The sequence below is a fragment of the Tenacibaculum xiamenense genome (genome assembly GCF_964513065.1).
GTDB lineage: Bacteria > Bacteroidota > Bacteroidia > Flavobacteriales > Flavobacteriaceae > Polaribacter > Polaribacter xiamenense.
Genome location: NZ_CAZEQU010000039.1, coordinates 167,116 through 187,342 on the forward strand (window position 1 = coordinate 167,116; position 20,227 = coordinate 187,342).

The following is a 20,227-nucleotide window of genomic DNA, read 5'->3' on the forward strand; positions in this document are numbered from 1 at the left end:
TTATTCTTTATTTTTAGAATCTATAATAATGGTTACTGGCCCATCATTCAAAAGTTCTACTTTCATATCAGCACCAAATTCTCCTGTTTGTACTTTTTTACCCAAATCATGTTCAATTTGCTGAATGAAGTTTTTGTATAAAGGAATTGCAACATCGGGTTTTGCTGCTTTGATATAACTTGGACGATTTCCTTTTTTAGTGGAAGCGTGTAATGTAAATTGACTGACAACAATAACATCTCCTTTCGTATTAAGAATTGAAGTATTCATAACTCCCGCTTCATCATTGAAAATGCGAAGCCCTACAATTTTTCTAGATAACCAATTAATATCTTCTTGAGTATCTTCATTAACAATACCTAATAAAATTAACAAACCGTTATTAATATTTGCTACTTTATTGCCATCTATTGTAACACTAGCTTTAGTAACTCTTTGGATTACTACTTTCATTTAAAATACTTCTTAATTATTTCCAGATATCCGTTCTGTAATTTTCCTCTTCTCCTTCTAAAATTTGCAAATAACTTTTATAACGAGACCAAGAAATTTCTTCATCTTCAAGAGCGTCTTTAACAGCGCAATGAGGCTCGTTTATATGGATGCAGTTATTAAATTTGCAGTGTTGTTTTAATGCAAAGAATTCAGGGAAATAATCACCTAATTCATCTTTTTCCATATCAACAACACCAAAACCTTTTATTCCAGGAGTATCGATGATTTTAGCATCAAAACTAAGATCAAACATTTCAGCAAAGGTAGTTGTATGTTGCCCTTGTTTGTGTTGTTCAGAAATTTCCTTTGTTTTTAAATCTAATGTAGGTTCTATGGCATTAACCAAGGTGGTTTTACCAACACCCGAATGACCTGCAAACATACTCACTTTGTTTAGCATTAACTCTTTTACTACATCGACATTATTATTTTCAACAGCAGAAACTTCAATACACTTATAGCCAATAGGTTCATAAATGTCTTTTAAATATAGTATTTCGGCTTTCTCTTCTATTTCGTAGGAATCAATTTTGTTGAAAACCAAAATAACTTCAATAGAATAAGCTTCAGCAGTTACTAAAAAACGATCGATAAATGTTGTTAGAGTAGGAGGGTTATTGATTGTAATTAACAAGAATACCTGATCAATATTGGCAGCAATTACATGAGTTTGTTTTGAAAGATTAACCGACTTACGAACAATAAAGTTTTTTCGATCTTTAATTTTTGTAATAACACCAGTTTCGTCATCAGTTTTGGTTTCAAGTTCAAACTCTACAATATCTCCAACGGCTATTGGATTTGTACTTTTTATACCCTTGATTCTGAATTTTCCTTTAATTCTACATTTATAAAGTACTTCTTCCGACTTTACCCAATACCAACTTCCTGTTGATTTATAAACGGTTCCAATCATTTAGCAAAGATGAGAATAAAAATTGAATGTTGTGAAAGTTATTTTTCACTTAAATCTCTTATTTTATCAGCTATTGAACCTCTTTCACCAATACGAATAAACATAAAAATAAGTTGGATAATTATTCCAGGTCTAGTAATAATTGAGGCTTTTTCTGCTACATCAATATCTCGTTCATCAATCACTTTGTCAATATCATTTTGAGGAGTGCTTGCTAATTTCGTAGCAAACTTCCACGCTCCATCTCTTGCTAGCTTCATACTAAAGTTTATTAAAAAGCTATCAATTTTACTGGTAAACTTTAAAATAGTTTTTAAAAAAGGCCAGATTTCAGAGAGGTCTTCTTCAACTTCATGAACAAGAGAGGATAGGATAGAGTTAATTTTATTGAAATCGTTTTTAAGGTTTTCAATGTCTTTACCCTTCATTACTTCAGCAGAAGCGATTCCTAAATCCAAATTTATATGGGCATTCATTCCTATTAGTAGATGTTGGAGTACGATATACCAGAATTTATTAGTGATCCCAAAAGCTTTTTGCCAAGCTAAAGTTGTAGGTTTATTTTCTTTGAAATTAAAATAGGCTTGAATATATCTCTTAGCAAAAATAACATCAAGTTTTTCCATTCTTTTACCGTCTTCAAAGTAGTTATTTTCAATACCTTCTTTTACTTTGATTGTAACATTTAAATAAAGTGCAGCGAAATAACCTAGAGTGCTTTCGTTTTTTATGGAATCATCGACAATTTGTTGAAGCGTGTTAATTACATCGTCAATTGTGTTAATTGGTGGCATGTTTTATTAAGTTTGGTAAAGTTAAATTACTAAAATAAAAGTTATTTCAACAAAATAAGAGGGAGGAAAAATAGAATATCAGGTTTGAATACTGAAGAAACGATAAGAAAATAATGATAATATGACTTTTTAATAAATTTCAGTGTTGAAAAGTTGCTAATACGTACTAAAAGTGTCTACTAAATATATTTATTTTATTTAGTTCAAATTATGTTAAAAAAAGGAAGGAAATTGAAAAAAAGAGATAGCTTTGCGGACTTGAAAAAAAAATCTAAAAATTTATGAAGAAACTAGTAGTAACACTAATTTTATTTGTGTTCGTGTCGTTATCGGCAGTTGCTCAAAAGTATGAGTACAAAGTTATCACAAGTGTAGAGTCAATTATTCCAAGTGGTTTAGGAAGATCAAGATTAATCTCTTCAAACGACGAAAGAAATTACAAAGATTTTACTTCTGTACGTTCAGAAGAAGGTGATAAAAGAAACAAATCGGACAGATCTAAGATTCGTGTTAAGAATTTTGAAGAAACTAAATTATTGAACTTTTTCAATATTGGTGGTATCAGATTTCAAAACATTGTAGCGAATGACGCAGTAATTACATCTAAAATCAACACTATGGTTGAAGAAGGATGGGACTTAGCTTTTGTAAATAGCGGAGTTGAGAGTTACGGAGGTAAAGGTGATAAAAATGGTATTTTTATTACGAGATATATCTTTAAGAGACTTAAACAATAGTTAATTGTTGAAAAAGGCGCCCAATTGGGCGCCTTTTTTTTATCCTTTAATTATCTTTTCTTGATGATTAATACTTTCTTGGTGAATCGCTTTAAACATTTTTAAAACAAACTCTTCACTTAATCCTCTGTTTTCTCCTTCAAGAATCATGTTTCCTAGAATTTCGTTCCATCGTTTAGATTGTAAAACAGCAACGTTCTTCTCTTTTTTCAGCTCTCCAATCTTATCAGCTATTTTCATTCTTTTTCCAAGAATATCGATCAACTGATTATCGACTACATTGATTTGAGCTCTTAAGTTCTCTAACCCTTCTCTATAGTTTTTATCAGAAGCAGTTTCTTTTCTAACTCTTAAATCTACCATCATTTGTTTAAGTGAATCAGGTGTAACTTGTTGTGCAGCATCACTCCATGCATTGTCAGGATCATTATGTGTTTCAACCATTAACCCATCGAAGTTTAAATCTAGAGCTGTTTGAGAAACATCAAAAACCATTTCTCGGTTACCAGTGATATGTGAAGGATCACAAATTAATGGTAAATCAGGGAATCTGTTTTGGAATTCAATTGCGATTTGCCATTCTGGAATATTACGATATTTCGACTTTTCGTATGTAGAGAAACCTCTGTGTATTGCTCCTAGTTTTTTGATTCCTTTTGAGTATAATCTTTCAATTCCTCCAAGCCATAAAGCTAAATCTGGATTCACAGGATTTTTTACCAAGACAATCTTATCCGTTCCTTCAAGAGCCTCAGCAATTTCTTGCATGATAAAAGGACTTACGGTTGATCTTGCTCCAATCCATAATAAATCTACATCATTTTCAAGAGCTAACTTTACATGGTTTGTGTTTGCTACTTCGGTACAAGTTTTCATCCCTGTTTCTTCCTTAACACGTTGTAACCAGTTTAACCCTAGTGCTCCAACTCCTTCGAAATTACCTGGACGTGTTCTAGGTTTCCAGATACCAGCTCTGAAATAATTCACATCGGAGTCTTTAAGTTGATGAGCTATATTTAATACTTGATCTTCAGTTTCCGCGCTACAAGGCCCGGCAATTACTAATGGGTGAGATAATTTCATATCATCTAACCACGTTCTCAGTTGTTTAGAATTTTCCATTTGCTGTTACTTAGGCATCTAATAAAATACCGTTTAAAATTTGTTTTATATGATTAGTGTTTTCCATTTCTTTATAAATCTCCTCGAAATTATCTTGCTGCATTAATTCTTTGAATTGCTGTAAGTTTAATATGTATTCTTCGAGTGTTTCTATAACATTGGTCTTATTTTGTTTAAATATTGGTGTCCACATAGCCGGTGAACTTTTAGCTAAACGAACGGTTGAGGCAAAACCACTACCAGCCATATCGAATATATCTCGTTCATTTTTCTCTTTTTCAATAACTGTTTTACCTAGCATAAAAGAGCTTATATGTGATAAATGCGATACATAGGCAATATGCTTATCATGAGATTTCGGATCCATATAGCGAATGCGCATCCCAATTTTTGAAAAGATTGAAAGAGCTCTCTCTTGAAGTTTGAAAGCTGTTTTCTCTACTTCGCAAATGATGTTAGTTTTACCTCTATATAGATTTTTTAATGCTGCTTTTGGTCCTGAAAATTCGGTTCCTGCAATTGGGTGGGCAGCTAAAAAATTTCTTCGGTTTGGGTGATCTTCAATACTTTTGCAAATATCAACTTTGGTAGAGCCAACATCAATAACTAAGGTGTTCTCTGAAATAGTATCCAAAACTTTCTTAGTTAGGTCTAATGATACATCTACGGGTACCGAAATAATAATGACATCTGCTTCATTTAAAGAATCTAAAGCTCCTTCTTTGTGAATGATTCCTAACTCTAGAGCTTCTTTAATATGATTTTCATTAATGTCAATACCATAGATAGTACTGTCTTTAAACTCTTCCTGAATATCGAGTGCTAAGCTACCACCGATTAACCCCAATCCTATAACATATACTTTCATCTAAAATCGTGTTATTGCTTCTTTTATTTGTGTTTCTGGAATGCATAAAGAAAAACGTATATAACCTTCTCCTTGACTACCAAAAATACTTCCTGGTGCCACAAAAATGTTTTTATTGTATAGTAAATCATCAACCATACCCTCTGAAGATTTTCCATTAGGTAGTTTTGCCCAGACGAACATTCCAGTAGCATTCTTATCGTAGTTGCATTCAAGAATATCGGCAAGTTCAAATATGAGTTGTTGCCTTTTCCTATATATTTTATCCTGATCCGAAAACCATGAGTTTTCAAGTTCTAAAGCTTTAATAGCTCCTTTTTGAATTCCATAAAACATACCAGAATCCATTTGAGTTTTAACTTTAAGTACTTCCTTCAAAAACGTAGAATTACCAATTAGTTTTCCAACACGCCATCCTGCCATATTAAATGATTTACTCAAAGAGTTTAGTTCTAAAGCAATATCTTTTGCTCCTTCTACTTGTAAAATACTTCGAGGCTTTTCATTTAGAATGAAACTATACGGATTGTCGTTTACAATAATAATATGATGTTTTTTACCAAAAGCGATCAACTTCTTATAGGTTTCTTCCAGACCTCTAGCACCTGTGGGCATATGAGGGTAATTAATCCACATTAGTTTTACATTGGATAAATCAAGCTTTTCTAATTCTTCAAAGTTCGGTTGCCATTCATTGCCAGCATCTAAATTGTAAAATACTGGGCTAGCACCTATTAAGTTAGTAACGGAACTATATGTTGGGTATCCTGGATTAGGAATTAGTACTTTATCACCTTCATTTAAAAAAGCTAAGGAAATATGCATGATACCTTCTTTACTTCCCATTAGAGGAAGTATTTCACTATCTGGATTTACAGCCACGTTATATTTATTTTTATAGAAGTTGGCAATGGCATTTCTAAACTCTGGAAGTCCTTGATAACTCTGATATTTATGTGCCCCAGTTTCGGTTAGGCTATCTTGAATAGCTTTAAGTACCGATTTTGGAGGTTGTAAATCGGGACTGCCGATTCCCATATTAATAATTGGGTTTCCCTCGGCAGCAAGTTGTCGTACCTCTCTAAGCTTTTTAGAAAAGTAGTACTCTTGAACGGTTTGTAAACGATTGGCAAATGTTATCATGATCTTCCGTTTTTGTATTCTCCTAGTATTTTGAAATTATTAGCCATTATTTCAATAATCGATTTTGCTTTGCTATAATCGTCATAACTGTTGAAGGTAACATCCACGAAAAAAGCATATTTCCATGGAGTTTCAATAATGGGGAGTGATTGTATTTTTGTTAAGTTTAACTTGCAGTCACTCATCACGTTTAAAACAGTAGCAAGGCTACCTCTTTTATGATCTAATTCAAAACGTAAGGATGCTTTACTTATGTAATTTGTTTGATTAATAGGTTTTTTAGTTTGTAGGATAACGAATCTTGTTTCATTATTCTTAATAGTTTGTATTTCATCTTCAAGAACTTCTAAATCAAAAATGTCAGCGGCTATTTTTGGAGCAATAGCAGCTACACCTTTTAATTGCTGCTTTGCAATAGCTTTAGCAACGGCTGAAGTATCAACATCTTCTACAAGTTTAATTGAAGGATGATTTTTGAAAAATTCTTTGCATTGTAAAAGTGCCATTGGATGTGAACAAACTTCCTTGATATCTTTAATATTTTGATTTGGCAATGCCATTAAATGATGATGAATAGGAAGATAGTATTCACCTGTAATGTGCAAATTGTGTTTGTCGATTAACGCGTAATTTGGAATTATAGAACCTGCAATGGTATTTTCAATAGCCATAATTGCTTCATCAGATTTTTTTTTCAAAAGACTGTCCGTTAAGGAATCGAACGATAAGCACTCGTTCAACTGAATGTTGTCGCTGTAATATTTTTGTGCCACAATATGATGGTTGCTTCCTTGTATTCCCTGAATGGCTATTTTCTTCATTTTTTAATGCAAAAAAAAAGCCTCGATGTTATCGAGACTTTACGTTTATATTATTTTTTCTGTTACTTAACAATATGGTATAAAGTCTCTTCTCTTACTAAAAAAGTAAAAGTAAAAATAGAAACCTTGCCATACGTTATTTAACATCTCTTTGTGTTTTTTCTTAATTGAACAGGACAAATCTTGGAATTTTATTTTAAATAAACAAGTTTTAGTAAAAAATATTTTTCATTAGTTACGATATCGTTTTCACTAACTAGAAAAAGAGATGAGTTATTTCAAAGTGTTTATTATAAGTTCTATAATAGAAAAAAGGAAGTCGATTTTTGAAATTCAACTTCCTTTTTGTACTTAAATTTTACTATTGATTAATAGTGTATAGCTATTTCTCTTCTTTATTGTAACCAACAGATATATAGCTATTGTTTATTAATTTTACTAATAGAGGTTCTCCAGCATCCTTAATAGTTTCGGTACTTACGGTTTTCCCAGTTCCATAATTTATTTCCCAGTATTTTGATTTATTAACCCCAAAGATTACTAAAAGTTTGCTTCCTTTAGCTATTTTTCTGGATGTCATAAAAGATTGTTTAATCGGGAATTTATAGTTTTTAAAAGGCTCTAATAATTCTCTGTTTTCATTGTCCTTTGCATAGCTAGCTCGAGATAAATACTCAGATAAGAAAAAGTATGATCCATCTGGAAGTATTTCATATAGTTTTATAAATACATCTAAATCTTTTTTATTAATAGCTAAGTTTAGTTCACCTCCAAAAGTACCATTAACAGAAACATCTTCATTAAATGGTTCAGTAATAAAACTGATTGCATTTTCAGAGTTAATTTCCTCTCCTTTGATTGTTCCTGAAAAGAATCCATGTGAATCGTTTTTACTCCTCTTGCTTAAATCAATTTCATAAGATATGGAACCTTCATGGCTGGGTTTGCTGGTTTTTAACTTAAAGTTTTGCCCATCAGTTATGTTAGAAAGATAAAACTTGAAGGTGTTTGAATTCATGTTTCCAAATGACGAGCAATGCTTCCAGCTATTGGCTCCCATTACTTGATAATTAATTTTATCCTTTAGTAATTCTGGTTTTTTCTTGTTTTTAAGAATGTAATCAAACCATTGATACGCCAATTCATGAATGCTTATAAGAGCGGCTTTATCAATAGTATACCCCATTAGAACTTTACTCGGGTAATGTTGACCTCCTCCATGTGAATATGGACCGATAACGAGATAATGGTTTGCTTTAGGGTTGTGTTTATAGTGTTGATTAAAATAGTATAAAGCTCCAATCTGATCAGCATCATAATACCCTGTTGTTGATAAAACAGGAATGTTTATGTTCTTAAATTCATTTTTGTAAGGAACCATATTTTGCCAAAAGCTATCATAACCAGGGTGCTGAAGCCACTTTTGGAATATTTTATTTTCTCCTTTGTTTAGTATACTGTCAAGTTTGTTGAATGATAAACCTTTCAAATAATATTCATCATAAGCTTTTTCATAATCGCTGCTGGCAAATACGTTTTCATCGGTAAATTTATTATTACGTACATAATTAATCCATTGAAGCATATAGCTCATGAAAACATTGTTTTGCATAGGGTAGTCAATTCCTATTCCTACTGATACCTGAGGAACTATAGTTTTTAATGCAGGATGTAGGTTCTTTGTAGCTGACCATTGACTAAAGCCTAAATAACTACCTCCCATCATTCCAACATCACCATTACACCATTTATGTTTGCTAATCCAATCTATGGTTTTGTATGAATCTTTACCATCAAACTCAAAAGGAAGTATCTCGTTTTTACTTAATCGCTTACCTCTAGTGTTTACTGCAACTCCAACATAACCGTTTACTGCGGCTCTTTTTGCAACTTCATAGTCGTATGAACCTGCATAAATATTATAAACAAATATCGCTGGTAATTTTCTTTTAGTGCCTTTTTTTCTGATGAGTAAAGCAGTTACTTCTCCTCCGTTACCTGTTTTGATAAGCACATTTCTTCGAATATCAAATATTTTTTTATCCTCTTCGTCTAGCAATTTGTGTGCTAGTTGTCCTACTTTCGAATAAATATAGAATTTACTGAATGCATTGCATAAACTTTTTGCTTGACCTATTGAGAGGCTGTCTTTGTCCTTATATTCTTTAAGTGATTTATGGAATCTTTCTTCTAAATCAGAGGTTTTTGTGTCGTTATTAACGCTTCTAGTAACCTCTGGTTTCAATACATCTTTTAAGTTAATATAAGAGTTGGTAAAAGATTTTTTATAAGCTTCGTTAAAGGGAATTGACTCCTTTTTACTTAACTGACCAGCTTTTGCAAAAACTTTGTACAGAAACATTCTACCAGTTCTTAATTTATTAATGGTGTAGCCATCAATATATTTATCAATACTGGTCTCTGCATTCTTGTATTTTTCTGCTAATAGTTGTATTTGAAAAATTGAATTATAATAGAATGTTGTAGAGTCTTTTTTATCCTTTTCCAAAACAATTTTTGAAATTTTCTTCATCACTTTTGGAATAGAAGCCTTTTTGTTATGAACCTCTTTTGGAAGATATATTTTTTGCGAAAAAAGAATGGAGTTACAAAGCAAAGCAATGACAAGTAACAAACAATTTTTAGTTTTCATTTTTTAGTTTTTATGTTGCGTAATAGGTTTGTTATGAATAACGATTTAAATATATGTTATTTATATCAGATTAGATGTTAATGTAAAAAATAGCGACCCAACTTTATTGTTAAGGTTGCTAATATTTCGTTAGTAAGTGCGTTTACACTTTTTACATTCTTATGTTAAGCAAACTATTTAATAATTTGATGTCTAAACCATGGCATGTTTTAGTTTATTGTATCTCTTTCTTGCTTTGATACTATTGCTAATAATCATATACAGGGCATGTGGTAACATAAAAACAGTGATTCCAGAATTTGGAACCATATAACAGCCAAGTAATATTACAATAAGATAGCTTATTGTAAAGTAGTGTGGCAAGACCTGTTTTTTGTTTTCAATTGAGTGCACCAATAAGCCTAGTGGTATAACGAAAATACCGAAGTAAAAAAAACCAAAATGTAGCGAAACTTTCAAAGTTGGTAGTATCTAATGAAGCTGGAAGTTCATCCATTCCATTACTTACTTTGTAAAAACTAGTTTTTGAAAAGTCTAGCATTTGTTTTTGAAAGCCTCCAGAGGAAAAAGTAAAATGTGTATGCATTATACCTATTATAATGAGTAATATTCCATTTGTTATTTTGTTGATAATTTTCATACTGCTTGTGTTTTATTAGGGCAGTAAAACTATCGTTTTCAATAGTATTTTCATTTGATCTAAATCAAATAATCTATTTAGAGGCTCTAATTCTACTTAAAGTTTCTTGAGTAATCCCTAAAAAGGAAGCAATATCTCCAAGAGGAACAGTTAACTCAATTTTCGGGTGTTGCTCTATTAAGCTTTGATAACGTTGCTTAACTGTTCGAAATTGGAGAGAAAATATTCTCTGACGAAATTGCACAATAACTTTTGATAGGATAAGCCTGAATAGATGTTCAAAATCATGGTGGTTTTCGCAAAGAGATTCAACATCTTCTTTTTTTGTTTCAAGTATAATACTGTCTTCCATAGTTTCAATATAATGAAGACTCGGTTCATCGGTAAAATAGCTGCTGCTTGAAGTGATAAATTCGTTTTCAAATGTGAGCCAGTCAATAATTCGTTTACCATCTTTTAAATAATAGGCTTTCAAAGATCCCTTCACTACATAGAAAAGAGTGTGTCGAAGTTGTTCTGGATGAATTAAACAAGTTCCTTTTTTATATTCAGAAATATTGAATTTCTTATTCCAGTCAATAAATGTGTCACTTTTTAAATCGCAATAATTTCTGGCTATTTTGTTTTTTATGTCGTCTAATGTTTCTATCAATTATAATTCTTTTTGATTGGAGGGTAAAGTTGTCTAAGGTTGAATCTATGTATTGTTGTAATATTATATAGTTGCCTAGGATAAAGATAAAGTTATAAATTGGAAATAAAGAAAGTCTTAAGTTAAGAGTATAAAAAAAGCTTCTCAAAATTTGAGAAGCTTTTTGCGGTCTGGACGGGACTCGAACCCGCGACCCCATGCGTGACAGGCATGTATTCTAACCAGCTGAACTACCAGACCGTTGCTTTGATAAGCGGTTGCAAATATAAAATTGTTTTTTGTATTTGCAACAAATTTTTTAAAAAGTTCGACACTTATTTGTCGAGAGAACTTTAGCGGTCTGGACGGGACTCGAACCCGCGACCCCATGCGTGACAGGCATGTATTCTAACCAGCTGAACTACCAGACCGTTGCGCTAAGCGGATGCAAATATATAACTTTTTTTTAATTGAAAAAGGATATTTCTATAAAAAATTTCGCCTGCTGATTAAATAAGTTGAAAGTACTTGATGATAGCCATCATGTATGTTTACAGGTACGTAATCTATTTTATATTGCAAGCATTTGTTCTTTAGGTTTTTAAAGAAAGCTTCGGTTAACTCAGTGTATTTTTCTTTAATGTTTTCAGCGTATAAATTAATTTCTTCTCCAGTTTCAACATCAACAAATTTTTTTGGAGTATTGTCAAAATTAAAATGAAATTCTAGTTCCTTATCATAGGTGTGAAATAATACTACTTCATGTTTGTTATGCTTTAAATGTCGTAAGGCTTCAAATAATTGATCTTCACTTTTTGTCGTTTGAAACATATCTGTAAATAAGAAGATCAATGAACGTCGATGCATTTTTTCTGCAATTTCATGTAAATACTCAAAAGTATCAGTTGTGGCAGAAGAGGATGATTGAATTAGTTTCTCTAATTGATGTACAATCATTTTACGATGGCGTTCACTCCCTTTTTCGGGAGCATAAAACTCATAGCTATCGGAATAAATACTTAATCCTACTGCATCACGCTGACGTTTTAGTATTTCAATTAAAGAAGCAGCCGCTACAGATGAGAATCCAATTTTGTTTAATTTATCTATTTGCCTATTATTACTGATAGGGTAGTGCATTGAAGCGGAGTTATCAATAATTATATGACAACGTAGGTTGGTTTCTTCTTCGTACTTTTTTGTATATAACTTTTCTGTTTTAGCAAACAGTTTCCAATCAATGTGCCGAGTACTTTCTCCTTTGTTATAAAGTTTATGTTCAGAAAATTCTACAGAAAACCCGTGGAAAGGACTTTTATGCATTCCTGTAATAAATCCTTCAACCACTTGCTTTGCCAGTAAATCTAGGTTTTTTATTTCAGAAGAAAGAGAGTTGTTTAAATCAATCATAGTCTTCGAAAATAACGAAAGACTTATAAATAGTCAAATACTTTTTTGATTGTTACCATTTCAGGGAGATGGCTTTGTTGTTTTCAGGTAAACTAAGGGAGTTATTCATGGTAATTACTGAAAAAGGTTTTAGGGTTTTTACCCATTTCCGATTCGCGCAACATGTTACATATTTGCCGCTCAAAAGAACAATTACAAAAAATCATTATGAACAAAATTTTTACTTTTATTTTACTCTTGTGCGTAGGAGTTATTAGCGCAAACGAACTAAGAGTTCCAGATACTAATTTCAGAAACTATTTAATTAATGAGTCTGGAGTTGATACCAATGGGGATGGTAAAATTCAACTTTCTGAAGCAAGAAACTTTTCTGGAGGCCTGTATTGTCAAGGAAAAGGAATTAAAAACTTAAGAGGTATTCAAGCCTTTGTTAATTTAACGGGGTTATGGTGTAATGATAACGAAATTACTAGGCTAGATTTATCTAAAAATAAAGCTTTAGTGTCGTTGTATTGCTATAATAATAAATTAAAGCAATTGCATATCGGAAGAAATAGGGCATTGAAGTATTTGTATTGTTATAACAATGAATTAAGACAGTTACATTTATGGGGAACACCATCTTTAACTATGTTGCATTGTTATGATAATAAACTTCGCTGGTTAAATGTTTCTGGTAGCAGAAAATTAACGGATATCTATTGTTATAATAATGAACTTTTAAGTTTAGATGTTTCAAAAGCAAGGTCTTTACAACGTCTTTATTGTTATAATAACCAATTGTATTGTTTAGATGTTTCTAAAAATGGATGTTTAACGGATTTATATTGTTATGACAATAACTTAGTAAGCTTAAATGTTAAAGGAGCAGATTCTCTTAGGTTACTTTATTGTTATAATAACTTATTAAGTAGTTTAGATACTTCAACAAACAGCTCGCTCGAGCATTTATATTGTTACAACAACAATATCCGAAGGCTAAATGTTTCAGGAGCTACTTCTTTACAGCTACTGTATTGTTACAACAATAAAATTAAGTGTTTAGATGTGTCAAATAACCAGGAATTAACTGACTTGTTTTGTTACAATAACGATTTAAGAGTTTTAAATCTTAGAAATGGAGCCAATACGAATCTAACATCATTTAGTGCAACTGGAAATAAAGACCTTCGCTGTATTCAAGTTGACGATCAAAACTATGCAGAATCGGAAGGATGTTGGTACATAGACTGTAAAGCATATTACAGAGAAAATTGTTGTGGAGGAGGAGAAGTAAGTTTACGAAATGTGATTGTTGGACCAAACCCTGTAAGAAATACATTAAGAATTGATCCAAGAGGGGCGAGTGTTGAAAATATTCGATTGCTTCATTTTTCAGGAAGAGAAATTTTGAGAACGCAAAATACAGAGATAAACGTTTCTAATTTGAGAAGAGGCCTATACCTTGTTAGAATTGAAGGTAGCAATAATACTTTTATTACTAGAATGATTATAAAAAGATAATCGATGAACCTCCAGACATTCTGGAGGTTTTTTTTGTTTAATTTAAATAGTTATAATACAAAAGGTTTAGCGATTGCTAAACCTTTTGTTCGAATGAAAAAAAATTACTTCACTTTAATATTCCTACGGGAATAAAGGAAATGAAGTTTTTGAAATTAAGATAAAACTCATTAAAAAAATAAAATATGCAGAACCTAAAAGGCCACCTTAATCTAGGTGTTTATATATATCTGCAATTCAAAGTTATTGAAACCTAGTTGTAAATAAAATACCCGATTTTACTGAAAAAAGGCTCAGGGGTTTCCCTGAGCCTTATAAGGTTATCGTATGAAAACTTTTATTGTTTTATTGTTTGTGCTTTTTCTAAGTTATCAACTACAATAAGTAATTTCTTCAATAAAATAGGATTGTAATATTCATTTATTTTTATGAAGTTTTGAACTTCGTCATAAGCTTGTTTTGAAGAATAATTACCCAAAGAGTTAGCCAACCACCTTTTAGGGAAAAATATATCACCTGTTAATTGTACTTCTTCTAAAAGATTTAATATTAGAGAAACGTGTTTTGTTGATGAATTATGACGCAAAGGATGGTGAAGATTACTCAGAGCAGCTTCTACCCAGGATTCTTTTTCTCTGTTTTTAGAATCTTTTAATGAAAGCATGAAGTCATCTCTTGTTTTTTCATCTGCAGATAGCGATGGAAGTAACCAAGAAAAGCGTTCTTTTTTATCCTTATTAGTAATAGAGCTTAATTGCTTTTCAAGAATACTTTGAGCTTCAGGATGTTCATAAATAGCTAATTTCATAGCTAAATTAGTGAGATCGCTCTCATTGAGTGCAAGATTTTTGACCTGTGTTTTTTGAGTCCAAATATGGTAAAGTAACTGAGATCCATCTTTGTAATGAGAAACGTTTTTTAGTAAATTAAATAATGTTTTTTGAATATTAGCTGGGTTATCTTTGCTTAACTCTTGACGAATTAGATTTGAAAGTTCTTTATAATTCTCTCTTGATTGTTCTGATAGGAAAGTCCAATAAATAGTGTTAATTCTTCCACAGATGTAATTTAGAATTAGCTCATTGTTTTCATTTTTTAAACCAGCAATATATGTGTTTAACGCATCAGTCACAGATACAACTCCTGATAACATGTTTTCGTACAAGTTAATATACGTATGCCCTCGAGCTACATCGTCTTTTATAGAGGAAATATCAGAAGAATTGAAAGGAAAGACACCATATCCGATTCCATTATAATTATAGATAATTTCTTTTGGTTTAGGGAGTCCTTCCGCCTCTTTAATTTGAATAGATTTTTTATTTAAATCAATATTTAAAATTTTTATTTCGTCGTCATATACTAATCCTAAATTGAACAATTGATTCCATACTTTAGTACTTCCATCTTCGGCTTGTTGAGTAATGGTAAACGTTTTTATATTATTGTTTTCATAGGTGATTTCATCAGAAATTATAGGTCGACCAGAAGATTTTACCCAAACTTGACTCCATTTTTTGATATCTTTATCAGATAGCTCATCAAAAATGTTTACCAAATCCGTCCAATCAACATTATCATTAGCAAACTTAGCTATGTATTGTTGAATTCCTTTTTGGAATTTTTCTTCTCCAAGAAGAAGCTCCAGTTGGCGCATCATTATAGGGGCTTTGTTGTATATTATGCGCCCATAGAGAGCTCCAGCATTTTTTAAATTACCTAAATGTTGTTTAATTGGATTCGTTCCTTTTGTTCTGTCTTCCGAATAAGCACTCGGATAATGAGACATCATAAAATTTAAATTATGATTTATTTCTGGAAAGACAGGGTTCATAATTTTATCAGCCATGAAGTTTGCAAAAACTTCTTTAAGCCATACATCATCAAACCATTTCATAGTAACCAAATTACCAAACCACATATGAGAAGTTTCATGAGCAATTAGTTTAGCTCTTCGTAACTTTCTGGTGATAGTTGCGTTTTTATCCAAAAATAATAAGTTTTCTCTGTATTGAATGGCTCCCGTATGTTCCATACCACCATATTGAAAAGGAGGTAAAGTAGCAAAATCCATTTTTTGAAAAGGGAATTTGTAGCCTGTATACTCTTCTAAGAAAGTTAAAGAGCTTTGATGTGTTTTAAAAATAGGAGTTAAACTCTGTTCAATTTTTTCTTCATTTGTTTCTCTGTACAAAAGCTGCATAGGAAACGACCCATTTTTATCAATTACTTCGCTAAACTTTCCTGCTACAAATGAAAACAGATAAGTGCTCATTTTATCCGTTTTTTCAAAGGTATGTTCAATAAAATCGCCATTAACTGTTTTTGATTTCAGATGTCCACCTGATAATACTTTCCAATCTTTAGGAGCAGAAATACTTAGATTATAATGTGCTTTTAAATTTGGTTGGTCAAAACAAGGAAAGAGAGTGCTTGCCCTATCTGGTACCAATAAGGTATACAAGTATTCATCATTTCTGTTTAAAGATAGCTCCCCTGCTAAAAAATCAATAGACACAGAATTATTTCCTAGTTTTAAGGTATTCTTATTAATAACAATATGTTCATTCTTATGTGTAATGGAAGTTTCCTCTCCATTGACTACTATGTTAAGAATATGGTCAGATTTTTCGTTAAAATCTAAAACCAAATCATTAGTAATGTCCTTTAAATTAAAGACAACTTTTAGTTTTGAAGGAATGGATTCCTCTTTTTTATTGGGAATTGAGAAGTGAAGATTGTAAATAACACCATCAATTTGTTGTTTACGATAATCAGCGAGTGTTGAAGAAATTCCTTTAGTAATGAATAGTTTATTGGGTTCCGGATCTTTTTTACATGAAATAACAAAAATGTAAACGAAGAGAAATAATAAGTAATTGCGCATAAATGTTTTAAATGTAGTTTGTTTGCTTGCTAAAAATAACAAAGGTTTGGCGAATGCCAAACCTTTGTTATTTTTTTATAAAAGATAATCTCTTATAATTGAGCGTCAATTTTATCAGTATATGCTTTTTTAGGAGCAGCACCAACTTGCTTATCAACTACCTCACCGTTTTTAAAAATCAAAACTGTAGGGATGTTACGTACACCATACTTAGCGGCAAACTCTTGATTGTTGTCAACATCTACTTTTCCAACAATAGCTTTTCCTTCATATTCTGAGCTAATTTCATCAACGATTGGAGCTACCATTCTACAAGGTCCACACCAAGCAGCCCAAAAGTCAACTAATACTGGTTTGTCCGAATTTAATACTACTTCCTCAAAAGAAGCATCTGTAATTTCTAATGCCATCTATATATTTTTTTATTTGTGGTTATTCTCTTATTTACAGTTACAAAAGTAAACAAATATTTTTCCAAAGCAATTCTATAAAAATTACTTTTTATTATCAACTTATCAATTGTTTTTATGATAACTTTATTTTTTAATACCTAAATAATTTTTATTTTTGTCCCCTCATAATGAGAGGAGAAATTTGTCTGATTGCAACCTCATAAAAAAATGCTAAAGCAGTAAGCCTACTTCTTTGTGCAGCAATCATAAACTTTCTTCGAAATAAATATATATAAAAAAGTAAAATATGTCATATTTTTTTACCTCAGAAAGTGTTTCGGAAGGGCATCCTGATAAAGTTGCAGATCAGATTTCTGATGCGTTAATAGATAATTTTTTGGCTTTTGATGCGGATTCTAAAGTTGCTTGTGAAACGCTAGTTACTACTGGTCAAGTAGTATTGGCTGGGGAAGTAAAATCTAATACTTATTTAGATGTACAGAAAATAGCGAGAGATGTTATTAATAAAATTGGATATACAAAAGGAGAATATATGTTTGACGGTAACTCTTGTGGAGTAGTGTCAGCAATTCACGAACAATCTGATGATATTAATAGAGGTGTTGATAGAGCTAGTAAAGAAGAACAGGGGGCAGGAGATCAAGGAATGATGTTTGGGTATGCAACAAATGAAACTGAAACATATATGCCATTGGCATTGGCTTTGTCTCATTTAATACTAAAAGAGTTAGCTGCCCTTAGAAGAGAGAATAAGGATATTAGTTATTTACGTCCCGATGCGAAGAGTCAGGTAACTATTGAGTATTCTGACGATAACGTTCCTCAAAGAATAGAAGCTATTGTAGTTTCGACACAGCATGATGATTTTGATGAGGATGAAACGATGTTGGCGAAAATTAGAAAAGACATCGTTGATATTTTAATACCTAGAGTAAAAGCTCAGTTGTCTTCGGAGATACAAGCTTTATTTAATGATGATATTAAGTATCATATCAATCCTACAGGGAAATTTGTTATTGGTGGACCTCATGGAGATACCGGATTAACAGGAAGAAAGATTATCGTTGATACTTATGGAGGAAAAGGAGCTCACGGTGGTGGTGCATTTTCCGGAAAAGATCCGAGTAAGGTAGATAGATCTGCGGCCTATGCTACACGTCATATAGCTAAGAACTTGGTAGCTGCAGGTGTGGCAGATGAGGTTTTAGTACAGGTTTCTTATGCTATAGGTGTTGTTGAACCAATGGGAATCTTTGTAGATACTTATGGAACCTCAAAAGTTGATTTAACCGATGGTGAAATTGCTCAGAAGGTTTCTGAACTTTTTGATATGCGTCCTTATGCAATTGAAACACGTTTAAAATTAAGATCTCCAATGTATAGTGAAACTGCTGCATATGGTCATATGGGACGTGAAAATGAAGTTGTAAAGAAAACATTTACACAACCCAATGGTGAAAGTAAAACATTAGATGTTGAGTTGTTTACTTGGGAAAAGCTTGATTATGTAGATAAGGTGAAAGAATCATTCAATTTGTAAGACTCTTTCCAAATATATATAAACCTCAGATTTACTCTGAGGTTTTTTTATGCTCAAAAAAAAAGAAGTATCCCCCTGATGAACACTTCTTTTGAAAATTAACCAAACTATACGGTAAATATAATGCTGTACATCATGTTTTGATTGGTAGATTAGTTTAGTAACCTTTTTCAATAGTTGATTAGAAAGAATTGGATTAAGAACCGTTTAACGATAGATAAAAATTAATTGATATGTGTGCATGTCGATTAGAGCTAAACAATAAGAAAGCAGATTTAGATAATCTCCTGTTGATCCTACTCCGTTTTAAATTGTATTAAAAATAAGTACAAGTATTTTGTTTAGATAGATAAAGGTAAATTTTGAAAAATGGTAAATGGAAAAGATAAACCTTGAAAAGGTAATTCAAGAATGAATAATGGATATTCTTACTCGGAGAAAGAAAAAGAGGCTTTTATAAAATAAGAAAAGAAAAAAGTAAAAATCCCCCCAGACCGTCACTTTTTTCTTTATTCTTTTAACCTTAAATCTTGTACCAAAGATAGATTATTAACGTTGATTGAAAGGGGATAAATAGATAAGTGGTGCTTTTGACGCGATAAGCTGCTAGTAAGTTGTGGTGAATTACGTTTTTTATGTATGGTTTGCATGTTTTTATGTGTGTATTGTTGTTAAATAATTACTTGTTGCTTTTTGATTGAGTGGGGAGCTGCTTAAAAACGAAATGAAGTCAATAAATATTAGCTTTTACTAGAAAGAAGTATAAATAAAAAAATAGAAGTAAAAATCCCCCCGAATTTGTACTTCTATTTTTTAATATTTTAACCTTAAATGATACTCCAAAGATACATTACAATTAGAGTTTTTATTATAAAAAAAAGACGATTGGTATTCTTTATAGGATTAATTGAAGGGTTTGACTGGTTGATTGTATATTTTGCTTGTTTTTATGTGTGAATTGCTTAAAAATAAGTTTTTTATGTTTTTTTCAAGAATGTTTGAAATGGCTTGTATGAAGAATGATGTAAATTGAGTATTTATTTTCTATGGAAGTGGATAAATAAAAAAATAGAAGTAAAAATCCCCCCGAACTTATACTTCTATTTTTTTATATTTTAACCTTAAATGACACTTCAAAGATACATTACAATTAGAGTTTTTATAGTGAAAAAAAGACGATTGGTATTCTTTACAGGATTAATTGAAGGGTTTGACTGGTTGGTTGTATGTTTTGCATGTTTTTATGTGTAAATTGTTTGAAAATAAGTTTTTTGTGTTTTTTTTAGAGTGTTTGAAATTGCTTGTATGAAGAATGATGTAAATTGAGTATTTATTTTCTTTGGAAGTGAATAAATAAAAAAATAGAAGTAAAAATCCCCCCGAACTTGTACTTCTATTTTTTTATATTTTAACCTTAAATGACACTTCAAAGATACATTACATTTAGAGTTTTTATAGTGAAAAAAAGACGATTGGTATTCTTTGTAGGATTAATTGAAGGGGTTGATTGGTTGATTGTATATTTTGATTGTTTTCATGTGTGGATTGCTTGAAAATAAGTTTTTTATGTTTTTTAAAGAATATTTGAAATGGCTTGTATGAAGAATGATGTAAATTGAGTATTTATTTTTTCTGGAAGTGGATAAATAAAAAA

General features: G+C 31.3%; 17 protein-coding genes and 2 tRNA genes. 3 read left to right on the forward strand and 16 right to left on the reverse strand.

The genetic code is table 11. From position 1 onward, the window contains the following. The 3 genes from dtd to ACKTTV_RS18470 are packed head-to-tail and all read right to left on the reverse strand — an operon-like array spanning position 1 to position 2,205. Positions 1-453 carry a D-aminoacyl-tRNA deacylase gene (gene dtd / locus ACKTTV_RS18460; RefSeq protein ID WP_408032356.1) on the reverse strand — a complete coding sequence of 151 codons (453 nt, stop codon included), beginning with the start codon at positions 451-453 and terminating at the stop codon, positions 1-3. Positions 454-469: 16 nt separating this feature from the next. Next, positions 470-1,411 carry a ribosome small subunit-dependent GTPase A gene (gene rsgA, locus ACKTTV_RS18465; RefSeq protein WP_408032357.1) on the reverse strand — a complete coding sequence of 314 codons (942 nt, stop codon included), beginning with the start codon at positions 1,409-1,411 and terminating at the stop codon, positions 470-472. A 38-nt stretch (positions 1,412-1,449) separates the two neighbouring features. Continuing rightward, complete coding sequence (locus ACKTTV_RS18470) at positions 1,450-2,205, reverse strand: DUF5995 family protein (RefSeq protein WP_408032358.1); 756 nt, start codon at positions 2,203-2,205, stop codon at positions 1,450-1,452. A 281-nt stretch (positions 2,206-2,486) separates the two neighbouring features. Between ACKTTV_RS18470 and ACKTTV_RS18475 the strand changes: the two genes are divergently transcribed. Further along, positions 2,487-2,942 carry a hypothetical protein gene (locus ACKTTV_RS18475; RefSeq protein WP_408032359.1) on the forward strand — a complete coding sequence of 152 codons (456 nt, stop codon included), beginning with the start codon at positions 2,487-2,489 and terminating at the stop codon, positions 2,940-2,942. Between the two features lie 39 nt (positions 2,943-2,981). Here the strand turns inward: ACKTTV_RS18475 and ACKTTV_RS18480 are convergent, their stop codons facing one another. The 11 genes from ACKTTV_RS18480 to ACKTTV_RS18530 form a co-directional block, all read right to left on the reverse strand. Beyond that, the gene (locus ACKTTV_RS18480; RefSeq protein ID WP_408032360.1) at positions 2,982-4,064 is read right to left on the reverse strand and encodes a chorismate mutase; all 1,083 of its coding nucleotides are present in this window, start codon (positions 4,062-4,064) and stop codon (positions 2,982-2,984) included. Positions 4,065-4,074: 10 nt separating this feature from the next. Beyond that, on the reverse strand, positions 4,075-4,932 hold the full coding sequence (locus ACKTTV_RS18485) for a prephenate dehydrogenase (protein ID WP_408032361.1): 858 nt from the start codon (positions 4,930-4,932) through the stop codon (positions 4,075-4,077). Then, positions 4,933-6,075: a pyridoxal phosphate-dependent aminotransferase gene (locus ACKTTV_RS18490; RefSeq protein WP_408032362.1), complete on the reverse strand. Its 1,143-nt coding sequence runs from the start codon at positions 6,073-6,075 to the stop codon at positions 4,933-4,935. Beyond that, the gene (locus ACKTTV_RS18495; RefSeq protein ID WP_408032363.1) at positions 6,072-6,896 is read right to left on the reverse strand and encodes a prephenate dehydratase; all 825 of its coding nucleotides are present in this window, start codon (positions 6,894-6,896) and stop codon (positions 6,072-6,074) included. Before ACKTTV_RS18495 ends, ACKTTV_RS18490 begins: the two co-directional genes overlap by 4 nt. A 382-nt stretch (positions 6,897-7,278) precedes the next feature. Further along, the gene (locus ACKTTV_RS18500) at positions 7,279-9,549 is read right to left on the reverse strand and encodes a CocE/NonD family hydrolase (protein ID WP_408032364.1); all 2,271 of its coding nucleotides are present in this window, start codon (positions 9,547-9,549) and stop codon (positions 7,279-7,281) included. A gap of 192 nt (positions 9,550-9,741) precedes the next feature. Beyond that, positions 9,742-9,942, reverse strand: coding sequence for a hypothetical protein (locus ACKTTV_RS18505; RefSeq protein WP_408032501.1), 201 nt, complete (start codon positions 9,940-9,942; stop codon positions 9,742-9,744). Next, positions 9,929-10,189 (reverse strand): hypothetical protein, encoded by a 261-nt coding sequence (locus ACKTTV_RS18510; RefSeq protein ID WP_408032365.1) that lies wholly within the window; start codon positions 10,187-10,189, stop codon positions 9,929-9,931. The genes ACKTTV_RS18505 and ACKTTV_RS18510 overlap by 14 nt, the downstream gene beginning before the upstream one ends. Before the next feature lie 73 nt (positions 10,190-10,262). Then, complete coding sequence (locus ACKTTV_RS18515; protein WP_408032366.1) at positions 10,263-10,841, reverse strand: Crp/Fnr family transcriptional regulator; 579 nt, start codon at positions 10,839-10,841, stop codon at positions 10,263-10,265. A gap of 166 nt (positions 10,842-11,007) precedes the next feature. Beyond that, positions 11,008-11,081, reverse strand: a tRNA-Asp gene (locus ACKTTV_RS18520). A gap of 96 nt (positions 11,082-11,177) precedes the next feature. After that, positions 11,178-11,251 (reverse strand) — tRNA-Asp (locus ACKTTV_RS18525). Positions 11,252-11,306: 55 nt separating this feature from the next. Beyond that, a complete protein-coding gene (locus tag ACKTTV_RS18530; RefSeq protein ID WP_408032367.1) occupies positions 11,307-12,230 on the reverse strand; it encodes a DUF58 domain-containing protein in 924 nt (307 codons plus the stop codon). A 207-nt stretch (positions 12,231-12,437) separates the two neighbouring features. Here ACKTTV_RS18530 and ACKTTV_RS18535 point away from each other — a divergent pair, with 207 nt between their 5' ends. Next, the gene (locus tag ACKTTV_RS18535; protein WP_408032368.1) at positions 12,438-13,733 is read left to right on the forward strand and encodes a T9SS type A sorting domain-containing protein; all 1,296 of its coding nucleotides are present in this window, start codon (positions 12,438-12,440) and stop codon (positions 13,731-13,733) included. A 337-nt stretch (positions 13,734-14,070) separates the two neighbouring features. On the opposite strand, the gene ACKTTV_RS18540 is transcribed toward ACKTTV_RS18535, so the two are convergent. After that, positions 14,071-16,620 (reverse strand): M1 family metallopeptidase, encoded by a 2,550-nt coding sequence (locus tag ACKTTV_RS18540; protein WP_408032369.1) that lies wholly within the window; start codon positions 16,618-16,620, stop codon positions 14,071-14,073. A gap of 92 nt (positions 16,621-16,712) precedes the next feature. Beyond that, entirely contained in the window at positions 16,713-17,030 is a 318-nt protein-coding gene (gene trxA / locus ACKTTV_RS18545) for a thioredoxin (RefSeq protein WP_408032370.1), read from the reverse strand. A gap of 289 nt (positions 17,031-17,319) precedes the next feature. Between trxA and metK the strand changes: the two genes are divergently transcribed. Further along, on the forward strand, positions 17,320-18,573 hold the full coding sequence (gene metK, locus ACKTTV_RS18550) for a methionine adenosyltransferase (protein WP_408032371.1): 1,254 nt from the start codon (positions 17,320-17,322) through the stop codon (positions 18,571-18,573). The last annotated feature ends 1,654 nt before the right edge of the window (positions 18,574-20,227 follow it).